Genomic DNA, 12,306 nt, shown 5'->3' on the forward strand with positions numbered 1-12,306 from the left:
TGAGGAGGCTGAACAGGAGGTGAAGGAACTTGAGGAGAAAACCCCCATAAACTTCTACTACCAGTACTACAGGGCGGAACTCCATAAGAAGTTTGCGCTCAGTGCTGCTTGCTTCATGTTGGTTTTTCTTACCTTTTCGCTCTCATTCTTCAAGGTAAAGCATGGCCGCCTTATTGGATTTGGTATGTCAATGCTGGTAGCGGTACTTTACTGGTATCTTCTTTTCTTCTCACAAATGCAGATTTTCAAGTTCCCCATAAACCCAGGATTCCTGATCTGGATACCCAACATGCTGATGTTCTTCACCGGCATCCTGATCATGCTGTTTGCGAGGCGTCTATGAAGCTGCATGACCGCTACGTTGCCCGTTCAGTCACTATAGTAGCAACTCTTGCCTTGGTGTTATGTACCCTTATGCTGCTCAGTGTTGACTTATTCAGCAATCTTGATGGGTATCTTACGAATGAGGTAAAACCATTAACCATCCTTACATTGACGTTGCTATATACCCCCCAAGCTGTACTCTTTGCACTTGGTCCATCGCTCTTGTTCTCAGCCACTTATTTCCTCTCACAATTGCAAGCCAATAATGAGTATATCTGCTTGCTGGGAAGCGGGCTGAGTTATCGTAGGATTATCACCCCCATCCTCGTACTTGGAATTCTGTTCAGTCTTCTGGAATTTGGTTTTGGAGAGTATGTCTTCATACCGGCACAGAGGACTCGTGAGATGAAACAGGATGAGCTGTTCGGATTACGCAGTACCTATGACAATAGAAATATCACCCTGCGGGACCCAGATGGCAATTATGTAGTGCATGCAAAACAGTATAGTGATGAGCAGAAGCGACTGGCCCAGGTACTCTTGGTCTTGCTTGATGATGAAGGGGCAATGAAGGCAAGGGTGGACGCAGCTTGGGCCTTTTGGGAAGAAGAAAGAGAAACGTGGAGGATGGAGCGAGTCAGATTCCAACAGATTGATGGGGATGGCTTGGTCGTTGATTCAAGTGAAGTAGGGGAATTGAGACTTGATGAGTTCACCCTCGCTCCTTCCTATTTTAGAAATCTGAGCAATGACATCACCACCATGGAGCTTACAACAGCTGTCGATTACCTGAGGCGTATGCAAGTACTCGATCCCTCGAGATATCCTGAGCTTGCCACTGATTTCACCAAGCGTTTGCTTGAGCACCTCAATCCACTTATCCTGTTGTTCATTGCCTGCACCATCAGCTACAGGTACAAGAAGAACGTACTGCTTTTCAGCATCATTACCAGCCTCTCCATTGCCGTGATATACTTCGTGGTACAGATGGTCACCATTATCATGGCAAAACAGAGTGTTATCGCTCCCATCTGGGGTATGGCAATCCCGATGATTGTGATAGTATGCATTGCATTGGCAGAAAGAGCCGTATTACGTTAGGGGATTTGTATGGCAATATTTCGAACTATCCATCAGGATACCAGCAGCAAGGCTCGCCTGGGTATCCTTTCACTTGGCCACGGAGAAGTGGAGACACCGGTATTCATGCCTGTAGGCACCAAGGGAACAGTGAAAGCAATGTTCCACGAGGATGTCAAGAAAATCGGATACAAGCTTATCCTTGGCAACACCTACCATCTCTATCTCAAACCAGGGCTTGAGGTGCTTTCCCAGTTTGGTGGACTGCATAATTTCTCACACTGGGATGGAAATTTGCTCACCGATAGTGGTGGTTTCCAGGTCTTCAGCCTCTCAGGGCTCAGGAAAATTGGAGACAAGGGCGTAACCTTCCAAAGTCATATAGACGGTTCAAAACATATCTTCACGCCTGAGAATGTAGTGGATACACAGAAAGTAATCGGCAGTGACATTGCCATGTGTCTTGATGTTTGCACTCCACCTGACATCAATCATCGAGCGGCCACTGAGGCGATGAATATCACCCATGCTTGGGCTAAACGAGCCATTGAACATCGCCAGAAGCTGGGAGAGGAGTTCAAGGGAAACCTATTTGGCATAGTCCAGGGCAACTTCTATGAGGACCTGCGAAAGCAGAGTGCCGAATTTTTCAATGAGATGGATTTTCCTGGGATTGCCATCGGTGGGCTCTCGGTAGGTGAGAGTAGAGAACAGTTCTCACACTATCTTGGTTATACTGCTGAATTGGTAACCAAGGAGAAACCAAGGTACGTCATGGGTATCGGCAGTCCAGACTATATTTTGGAAGCAGTGGAAAACGGTATTGATATGTTCGATTGCGTCCTTGCAACCCGTATGGCACGTAATGGTGGCATATTTACCGATGACGGTGTCATTACACTCAAGAAGGCAATCCATAAATTCGATCATGGCCCACTTGAGGAGGGCTGTACCTGCAGGGCATGTACACAGTATAGCCGTGCGTACATGCATCATCTTATCAAGACAGGCGAGATGCTTGGAGGCATGCTGGCCACGGAACACAACCTGACCTACTTCTACCGACTGATGGAACGTGTCCGCCAGGCTATCAGGGAAAATCGATTTGCTTCCTTTAAAAGGGAATACCTTGCAAGATTCTACGCAAAGTAGCAAGACAGCCAAAAGCAGTTTTGCCATCATGCTCTGCACGATTGCAAGCAGGCTGCTCGGGATTGTGAAAGCTCGTGTACTCTCCTCGGTCTTTGGAGCGAGTGGGGTGGCTGATGTGATTAACTTCACATTCAACATCCCCAACAATTTCCGAAAACTCTTTGCTGAAGGGGCCGTCAACTCAGCTCTCATTCCTGCTTTCTCCAGCCTACTTGGATTAGGGAAGAAGCGGAGCTCACTTCATCTCTTCAGCTTGCTTTGCACCTACCAGACCATTCTTCTTATACCCTTGGTATTGCTCTCCTATTTCTTTGGTGAAGAGTTCATCTCTCTTATCAGTGACTTTGACAGTGCCCAGGTTGCCTTGGGAGCAAAACTACTTCCTTTCTTCATGGTCTATCTGGCAGCCATCAGCATGGCGGCAATCTTCAATGGTGTATTGCAATCTCATCACAACTTCCTCCATGCCTATCTGTCCCCTTTGCTTTTCTCTCTCTCTGTTATTTTTGGGGTACAGTATCTCACTCCTTACCTTGGGGCAATGAGTATGGCTTGGGCTACTCTGGTTGGAGGACTGCTGCAAGGTTCCTACTCCTACCTTATGCTCAGACGCTATGGCTATCGGCTGAAACCAGCTATAAGGCAGGCAGATACACCCCTGAAACCTGTCATTGGGGCATGGTCCTTGGTTGTGCTCGGCATGGGGATGCAGGTTCTCACACAGTTGGTGACCTATCACTTTGCATCCACCTTGAGCGAAGGGAGTGTAACAGCCTTCGCAAATGCAACAATCTTTTACCAGACGCCTTACGGGGTCTTTTTCAACGCAATCAGTGCAGTAAGCCTGCCCTTGCTCAGTCGCTCCTATGCTCTGGGCCAGATGCAAGAGATGCAAAAACATACCCGTCTTGGTATTGTTCAACTAACCAGTCTCCTGCTTCCCAGTGGAATTATTCTTTTCTTCCTTAGCCAGGAGAGTGTCAGTGTGGTACTGCAGACCGGCAATTACACGCTTGCTGATGCACAACTGACTGCATTGGCTCTTCGACCTTTCCTGTTGTTCATGGTAACCACCAGTTGGTATGCAATGCTGCTTCGTCTTGGCTATAGTGCAAACCGCTATGCCCTGATGACCAAGATCACCTTCTTACAGAACTTTGTGGATATCATTTTGATGTGGATCTTCATCTCGCTGGGGTGGGGGATCATATCACTTGCTCTTGCCAATGGAATAAGCTATGTAGTGCTCCTGGGGTTCTTGTCATTCAAACTGAGAGATCTCTACAATCCGATAAAAGATACACAATTGATACGAGGATTGCTACGTACTGTAGCCGCGAATATACCGATTCTCGGTTACTGCTTGCTTTATGCTTCATTCGGCATGACTTGGTATCAGAGTGGATCAAACTTGAAAAACCTCTTGATTCTTAGTCTGGTTGCTCTTGGCTCTCTTGTGGTATGGCTCCTCTCCTATGCATTGCTGAAGGTGGAGCTACTCTCACTCTTCCGTTCCAAGAAGCAAGGCAGCAACCTGTAAGGCAACCACCTCATCAAGCTTTACCACCATTCTGTCAAAGGTAACCAATCCATTGAGTTCCTGCTGCACATCAGTCAATTGCGTATAGACGGAAGCAGCGAGCCCTTTTTGTTTGGCAGGATATACTTCTTCCTCGTAGAGCCTGAAGAAGGCATCATTGAATGCTGTACGATCATGAAGATGTTTATAACCAAAGGATTTTTCTCCTTCATCGTCATGCCCTTCAACACGATACAGATAACCTCCAAATTCTGAGAGAATTATTGCTCTGCCGAGTTTGTCTGGTTGGTGGCGGTACCGCTTGAAATATACATGGCGGGAGGAAAATTCACCAATGCCCTGGTCATACCAGCCGCTGGTACAATCGATGGTTCTCGTTGAATCGAGTGCTTTAACAAGGGAATACATTTCTTTTGCATCAAATTGTCCCCAACCCTCATTGAAGATAACCCACATGGCAATACTGACACAGTTATAGAGCGTTTCTATCATCTGCGTAAGCTCAGTGGCAAACATCTCTCGGTATCTTGCATCCTGGCTGCCCAGCAGTCGATAGTGATGGTCTTTCACTATAAAACAGGGCACAAAGAGTGGTGCAGACATAATGGGTTGAACAGGAGGCCTTCCCCCACTTACCATATCCTGCCAAACCAGCAAACCAAGCACATCACAGTGATGGTACCATCTTCTGCTCTCTACTTTTGCATGCTTGCGAACCATATTGAAGCCCAATTTCTTCACTATGACCAAGTCATCGATGATCGCTTGGTCACTTGGAGCAGTATAGAGACTATGAGGCCAGTATCCTTGGTCCAGGATTCCATGTTGGTAATAGGGTTTCCCATTGAGCAACAATCTTCCATCCTGCACCTCAAAGCTCCGCAATCCAACATAACTTGTTACGATATCATTTCCCATCTGTATTGTGAGGGGGTAGAGATATGGATCTTCAGGACTCCAAGGATGCACCTTCTCCACCTGACAACAAAGACGTTGGTTACTCATTCCCTTGCACTGTTTATGCCCATCCAGGTATGAGATGGTAACCTCATGTATCCCATCATTGGGAATAACCTGGACATACCAGCAGTGCTGTGCAAGGTCAGGGGTGATGATGAGGTTCTTGATATAGAATCGGGGGACTTCCTCAATCCAGACAGTCTGGTGAATGCCACTTTGCCCCTGATAGAATATTCCCGACGCTTTGGAGGCCTGTTTACCTCTTATGATCGGCTCACTGTCTCCAGGGTCAACAACCTTGACCAACAAGTCGTTCTCTTCCTTCAGTAGATCTGTGATATCGAAAGAGAAGGGGAGGTATCCTCCCTGATGCGATCCAACCTCAATACCATTCAGGAAGACAACACATGAATGATCAACAGCCTCAAAATGAAGCAGGAGTCGTGAATCGGGAGAGAGGGCAGTATATGTTAATGTACGATGGTACCAAAGTCTCAGATTTGGGGTAATCTTAGTTTGCAATCCACTGAGTTTTGTTTCCGGTGAGAAGGGTACAAGAATGCTAAGGGGGAAATATTGTGGCCTGGTCTCTTCGTTGCCTATTGCAAAATCCCACCAACCATTGAGATTCTCGTAGGAACCTCGAACCAGCTGTGGTCGTGGGTATTCTTCCAAGACAGTATGTTCATTGACGGTGTACCTTTCCTGCATGTACCCATACTACCACAGAGTGAAAAAGCCCTCAGCAATTATCTTGCCGAGGGCTTGGTTTTTCTAGAAATCAACGACTGAAATTGATTTGACCGTAAAGTCATAGTTCTGGTCGTTGAGGGTGAAGGTAAATCGCTCCCCAACCTCATGATTGAGCAAGGCTCTACCGAATGGGGCCAGAAGGTTGATGATATTCTCATTGGGATTGGATTCCCATGGTCCCATGATGGAGAACACCACTTCTTCGGCTTTGATGTTGTCCATCATAACCACCTTGGTGCCAAACCCAATTTTAGAAGAGTCTACCTTGTCCTTGGTGATGACTGTAGCACGATCGACCTCTTCGGCAAGTCTGCGCAAAGTATTGTTCAGGAGACTCTGTTTCTCCTTGCCATACTTGTATTCGCTGTTCTCTCGAAGATCTCCCAACTCCCTGGCTTCACCAATTTCCTTGGCAACCTCTGGCAGTTCCACATGCTGGATATGATCAATCTCCTTCTTCTTGGCAGCAAGACTGCTTGGAGTACAGAACAGGCCGGTGGGAACAACGCTCTGCTTGTTGATCGGCTCCACTTCATCAAAAAACTTGAATGAGGGGAACTGCTCACTGATTGCATGCTTGATCTCAATTTTCTTTCCACCGGGAAGATTGAATACATTTGCCACAAGGCTGTAGATCTTCTGAGCTCTCTCTTCATTGCCTTCAGCCACAAAATTCAAGACTGCCCGCTCATCAAAGAGGAAACCCATAAGCGTCTTTGCATTCTTGCGGTTTTCCTGTACATCCTTTCTGTTATCGATACAGCGGTTGGTAAAGTCGAGCAATTGCAACTCAGTGTAGAGCAGCTGTTCAGCGGTAATACCGGCTTTCTCCCAATATTTCTTCTCACCATTCTTGAGCAGGTAGATCAGGGTATTCCCCTTTTCCTTGAAGTTTTCCACCGCATCGCGGTAGATGCCTGCAAGGGCACTGTACTTTTTCTTCTGCTTGTAGATATCGGGAATGTATCCAGTGAGGTAGGAGTCAAACAGGACTGCAAGGATCTTCTCCCAGCCAGGAATTTCCTCAACCACATGATCAATAAAAGCTTTCTTGAGCTCAGGATCCTTGATAGCCGCAAAGGTTGCCTCAACATTATCACAGCGCTCATAGAGCATGGCGAAGGTAAGTGCATCAGGATAGCTGATAAAGTTCATGTGCTGATGTTTTACCAACTCCTCGAGCAGCAAATAACAACTGAATGTAATGTCATTCGCTACCACGATCGGCTTGAAGGCACCATTTTCCTCGAAGAAAAGGTCACTGAAGTATCTCACCATCTCAAAGAAGAAGTCACTCTCGACGTCTCCCTTTGCAGCAATAAAATCCTTCAGGCTCTTGATCTTGTCATAGATATTTTTCTCATTCCTGAATACCTGGAGCTGTTTCTCTTCATAGCTTACAGGGGTGGAGCGGAGAAGATATGTATCCACATCATTGCTGGAAAGATCGAAGAGTGGGTTGGTCATCAACTCCTTCTTGGCCTGATTGAGCCAAGGAGTCCACTCCTTGACATCAAGGATGGAGGGAACCAGTTCACTCTTCATCTCTTTCAGGTTGATCCTTCCCTCATTGCTGGCCATCAAGGTCTTCAGTGTCCAAGGAATATCCTCCTGCACTTTCTTGCTGAGTTTCTCTCTTGGTAATGCACTCTTGAGCACCCAGATATGACTCTTAGGAAGTGCCTGCAAGCTCTTGAAAGCCATTGAGGTAGACATCCTGCTGCCTTCCTTGCTTGACTGCCCAGCAAAATCCACAATGACATCACTTTCATCAATTGACCGGATCCTACCGATTCGATTTGTACTGTTCTGGAATACAAATGTACCCTTGTCGAACGCAATATTTGTTTCGAAATCCTCTATACTGTGGAGAATGTCACGATTTATATTGCTTGTCAGTGCACTGGACTCAAGACAACTCTTGAGCCTGGAATGGGTCTTGTATTTCGTCTTGTAACTCTTGATCAGGTTTTCCCTGGCAAAGGTATCTTCGCGGTCAAGGGCAAGCATCTGTTTCTGGCATTCGATCTGATGGTCAATGTCATCCTTGCTTGCATTCTCAAGATCGCGCAACAACGCTACTGCAGTACTCTTGCTTACAGCAGACACCTGGTCTGCTACAGAGATGAAGTAACCGAAGTTGTCTTCTTCCAATTCAAGAAGGGCAGTGAACATTGCTCTCACTGAGGAGACATCCTTTCTCTTGATAAGTCTGTGGATACCTTTCTTATAGAAGGAGATGGCTTTATCTTTGTTTCCCTTCTGCTTTGCATGTGAGGCAAGTTGGCGGACGATCTCGACCTCTTCGTAATCCACCTTGACCAAACGTTCCCAAAGCTGGAATTTCTCTTCTTCCTTTCCCATCTGTTCATATGAATCAGCAAGCAAGCGAAGCGCATGCTTGTTCTCATTTCGGCTGAGAATTTTCTGTGAGAGATATTCGACAATATTCCATTTCTTGGCTTCCATGAACATCTCAATAAGGCTGAGCAGCTGCAGATAATCATCCGCTCCTCTGCGTTCCAATTGGATGGACCCACTGATGTACATGGCAATGATACTGTTTCGCTCCTTCTCACTGAGGTGCGTGTCGCACAAGCTCTTTGCTTCAGTCTTCTGTTCCTCGTCCATCTCCTTGATGTTCTTGTCCAGTTCCTGGAAGCTGCTTGTTGTATAGGTAGTTACGGTGCTTCTCGTCCATTGCTCTTCTTTCAGCAAGTTCTCGATCTCTTGGAATCCCATGGTTTCCTCCAAACATATTTGTCCAATTCTAAGACGTAAATAAAACCGGGCAGACCGGGACATAGCCTGCTCGGGTTTTGCATTCATAGTTACTTTTCTATAATATAGCACGATTTGGAAAAACTAGCAATTGATTTAAGGAAAGTGCATAAAACATATTAACAAATATATAGTATTTCCTAGAAGCAGTCGTTGCAAAACCTCTCTCTACCTGTTATAAATGGAGTATGGAAACAGCTTCACTACGAATCGCACCAAGCATGTTGTCTGCTGACTTCTCACGCACCGCTGAGGAAGTGCAGAGCATCAACGAGAGCAAAGCAGATTGGGTACATCTGGATGTCATGGACGGTATGTTCGTCCCGAACATCACCTTCGGTCCCAAGTTCATCCAAGATCTCAGACCTCACTCAGACTTGGTATTTGATGTACACCTTATGATCGATAAACCTGAGCGGTATATTTCACTGTTCGCTGAGAGCGGAAGTGACTACATCACGGTACATGGGGAAGCATCACTGCATCTTCATCGTACCTTGCAGATGATAAAAGCTAGTGGATGCAAGGCTGGAGTATCACTCATTCCTTCCACACCGGTTAGCATGATTGAACCTATTCTTGATATGGTCGATTTGATACTTGTCATGACCGTGAATCCAGGCTTTGGTGGTCAGAGTCTCATCCCTTCCACGCTGCAGAAGATTGAACGGCTTGCTGAACTGAGGGGACAACATGGATATGACTACCTTATCAGTGTAGATGGGGGAGTGAATCTGGATACAGTAGGTGAGATTGCACAGCGAAAAGCAGATATAGCTGTATGTGGAAGCGCCTTCTTTGGGGCTCCAGACAGGACTGCATTCATACAGGCAATGAAGGAACGTGCACAGGTATGAAGGCGGTCATCCAACGTGTCCAGGATGCAAGTGTTTCCGTTGAGGGAACCATCACCGGCCAGATCGACCATGGCCTTCTTGTTTATCTGGGTATAGGACATGACGATACAGAAGCTCAACTTGCATGGTTATGCGAAAAAATTGTGAAGCTACGTGTTTTTACCGACGAGCAGGGCAAAATGAACAAGAGCCTTTCTGACGTTCAGGGGTCCATCCTGGTCGTCAGCCAGTTCACGTTGCTGGCAAATCTACGAAAGGGAAACCGCCCATCCTACAACGATGCTGCACCACCACAAAAAGCTGAGGCTTTGTATGAACAATCCCTCAAGTTGTTTGCTCAGTTGGGTTTTCCAGTCTCTTCAGGTGAATTTGGTGCGCATATGAAGGTGTCCTATACCAATGACGGTCCGGTCACCCTCCTGCTTGAAGCAGATTAAAAAGTATTAAGCTTATAGTGTAAGGTTACAGAGTATTCGAGGAGCATATCATGGCAAAGAACAGTAAAGATACGACATTCCCCACTGACCAGAAGCAGAAGCGGGAAGCATTGGAAGCAGCAAGGGTTCAGATTGACAAGCAGTTTGGAAAAGGGTCCTTGATGAAGCTCGGTGACAACAAGGAAAACCGAAACATTGAAAGCATCTCTTCCGGGTCCTTGCTTCTTGATGAAGCGCTTGGTATCGGTGGATACCCGAAGGGTAGGGTCATTGAGATCTACGGTCCTGAAAGCAGTGGTAAGACCACACTCGCTCTTCATGCCATTGCAGAGAGTCAGAAAGCTGGGGGAATTGCCGCATTCATTGATGCTGAGCATGCCATGGATCCAAGTTATGCGAAGAAACTGGGTGTAAACATTGAAGAGCTCTGGATAAGCCAACCGGACAGTGGAGAACAGGCCCTGGAGATTGCAGAATCCCTGGTACGGAGTGGGGCAGTGGATATCATTGTCGTGGACTCTGTTGCTGCCCTTACGCCACAAGCAGAAATCGATGGTGATATGGGTGATAGCCACATGGGTCTCCAGGCAAGACTGATGAGCCAAGCACTGCGCAAGCTAACCGGTCTGCTTTCAAAGAGTCACACCACCATCATCTTCATCAACCAGATTCGTATGAAGATCGGCATCATGTTCGGTAACCCCGAGACAACCACTGGAGGGAATGCACTGAAATTCTACTCCTCTGTCCGCCTCGAGGTTCGCAAGATAGAATCCATCAGTAAAAGTGCTGATGATATCATTGGAAACCGAGTACGAATCAAGATTGTGAAGAACAAGGTATCACCTCCATTCAAGAAAGTTGAACTGGATCTTCTTTTCGGTGAAGGTATCAGCTATATTGCAAGCATACTTGATGCAGCGCTCAAGTATGACATGCTGGAGAAAAGTGGTTCCTGGTACTCCTATAACGGGGAGAAGATTGGACAGGGAAGGGAGCGTACACTGGACTTCCTCAAGGACAACCCGGATATCGCCACTGACCTTGACAATCGCCTCAGGGCAAAGATGTTCCCCAAAGCCGATGCTGTTGAGGCAGCGGAAACTGCTTCAGAAAGCAAGTAATTCCCAACAGGTACTGATGGGCACAGAGGTGGAACAATCCACCTCTGTGTTGTCAATACAGCAGGGGTTCGGTATACTCGCGGTGAGAGGGGAATGCTGTGCAAGAACAAACAGTGCAAGAAGAACAAGTGCCAAAGGGGGCAACTTTCCATACCCCCACCTTCGATGGTCCATTGGACTTGTTGCTGTTCCTCATCCAAAAATCTGAAGTCAATATCTATGACATTCCCATCTCGCTGATCACTGAACAATTCTTGGGCTATCTCAAGGAAGAGAAGGTGACTGAGCTTGGTGACCTGACGCAATTCTACAAGATGGCAGCAGACCTGCTGTATATCAAGAGCAGGATGCTGCTCCCGGTTGAACTGGAATTCGATGAAGAGTACCAAGATCCCAGACAAGAACTGGTTGACCGTCTGCTGGAGTACCAGAAGTTCAGAAAATATTCTGAGTTGCTTACTGGAACCAATACCAGTGCAGAATTGTTCATTACCCGGAAAAGCAGCCAGTTTCGTCTTCCATTCGGAGATGAGGAACTGTTTGGCGAAGTGTCATTGCAGGATTTGCTCAAGACGTTTTCACGGCTTATGACCACCATAACCCCAAACAAGGTGTTCAACGTCTACGAATCGGTAACGGTCAATGAAAAAATTGCCTTGATGCAGGAATTGTTTGAGACTCAAGATTATATCACCTTGGAACAACTTATTGTCCACGCTGACCAACTGCTCCATATTATCTGCAGTTTCATGGCAATTCTTGATGCCTGTAAACTCAGGATGATCACCCTCGTCCAGAGTGAACCGTTCGGTCCAATTCTCATTCGTAAGGTCGATGAGGCTTTTGAACAGGATTTTGAACACATGTACGATGATGATTTCGAGGAAATTGAGGAAGAAATCGTCACTGCGCCTATCTCAGAAAGTGAAGAAGAGAGGTTTTTTGAGGAAGATGCAGATAATCTCCGCACAACTACTGACGATGGTCGCGTTTTTCTGTATGATGATGAGAGTGAGGATGAGCAGATCATTCTCGACGATGAGTGATAGGAGCGTTAGTGGTGGATAGGAAGAGGCAAGCGGGCAAGGCTGGGATTCAGCAAAGCCCCCTCTTGAGTACCGAGGCCCGGTTGGTCGAAGTCATTCTCTTTTTGGAGAACGAACCGGTTAGTTTGGAACGATTGAGCAAGATGACCTCCCTCTCGGAGGAAACAACAAGAAAAGCCATTACAGAACTGCAGGAACATTACCGTGAATACCTGCATGGACTGGACCTTGCTGAGAGCCAAGGTGCTTTCC

The 12,306-nt window shown here is 46.7% G+C and carries 11 protein-coding genes; 9 read left to right on the forward strand and 2 right to left on the reverse strand.

What is annotated here, in order from left to right; genetic code table 11:
- The 4 genes from JF818_RS04430 to murJ form a co-directional block, all read left to right on the forward strand.
- Positions 1-343, forward strand: a 343-nt coding sequence (locus tag JF818_RS04430; protein WP_198890765.1) for an LptF/LptG family permease, incomplete at its 5' end; no start/stop codon positions are given.
- On the forward strand, positions 340-1,425 hold the full coding sequence (locus JF818_RS04435) for an LptF/LptG family permease (RefSeq protein WP_198890766.1): 1,086 nt from the start codon (positions 340-342) through the stop codon (positions 1,423-1,425). The genes JF818_RS04430 and JF818_RS04435, both read left to right, overlap by 4 nt.
- A gap of 9 nt (positions 1,426-1,434) precedes the next feature.
- Positions 1,435-2,556: a tRNA guanosine(34) transglycosylase Tgt gene (gene tgt, locus JF818_RS04440; RefSeq protein WP_198890767.1), complete on the forward strand. Its 1,122-nt coding sequence runs from the start codon at positions 1,435-1,437 to the stop codon at positions 2,554-2,556.
- The gene (gene murJ / locus JF818_RS04445) at positions 2,534-4,096 is read left to right on the forward strand and encodes a murein biosynthesis integral membrane protein MurJ (protein WP_198890768.1); all 1,563 of its coding nucleotides are present in this window, start codon (positions 2,534-2,536) and stop codon (positions 4,094-4,096) included. Before tgt ends, murJ begins: the two co-directional genes overlap by 23 nt.
- On the opposite strand, the gene JF818_RS04450 is transcribed toward murJ, so the two are convergent.
- Positions 4,058-5,767: a glycoside hydrolase family 2 protein gene (locus JF818_RS04450; protein WP_198890769.1), complete on the reverse strand. Its 1,710-nt coding sequence runs from the start codon at positions 5,765-5,767 to the stop codon at positions 4,058-4,060. The two genes, murJ and JF818_RS04450, sit on opposite strands and share 39 nt — an antisense overlap.
- 63 nt (positions 5,768-5,830) lie before the next feature.
- Positions 5,831-8,551, reverse strand: coding sequence for a transcription elongation factor GreA (gene greA / locus JF818_RS04455; RefSeq protein WP_198890770.1), 2,721 nt, complete (start codon positions 8,549-8,551; stop codon positions 5,831-5,833).
- Positions 8,552-8,778: 227 nt separating this feature from the next.
- Between greA and rpe the strand changes: the two genes are divergently transcribed.
- The 5 genes from rpe to JF818_RS04480 all read left to right on the forward strand — a co-directional run.
- Complete coding sequence (rpe, locus tag JF818_RS04460; protein WP_198890771.1) at positions 8,779-9,447, forward strand: ribulose-phosphate 3-epimerase; 669 nt, start codon at positions 8,779-8,781, stop codon at positions 9,445-9,447.
- A complete protein-coding gene (gene dtd / locus JF818_RS04465; protein ID WP_198890772.1) occupies positions 9,444-9,884 on the forward strand; it encodes a D-aminoacyl-tRNA deacylase in 441 nt (146 codons plus the stop codon). The genes rpe and dtd overlap by 4 nt, the downstream gene beginning before the upstream one ends.
- Before the next feature lie 50 nt (positions 9,885-9,934).
- Complete coding sequence (recA, locus tag JF818_RS04470) at positions 9,935-11,008, forward strand: recombinase RecA (protein ID WP_198890773.1); 1,074 nt, start codon at positions 9,935-9,937, stop codon at positions 11,006-11,008.
- Positions 11,009-11,106: 98 nt separating this feature from the next.
- Positions 11,107-12,054, forward strand: coding sequence for a ScpA family protein (locus tag JF818_RS04475; RefSeq protein WP_370570305.1), 948 nt, complete (start codon positions 11,107-11,109; stop codon positions 12,052-12,054).
- A gap of 14 nt (positions 12,055-12,068) precedes the next feature.
- Positions 12,069-12,306 (forward strand): SMC-Scp complex subunit ScpB (locus JF818_RS04480; protein WP_198890774.1); only part of this gene is annotated, 238 nt, incomplete at its 3' end.

Source organism: Sphaerochaeta sp. S2, assembly GCF_016406725.1.
GTDB lineage: Bacteria > Spirochaetota > Spirochaetia > Sphaerochaetales > Sphaerochaetaceae > Sphaerochaeta.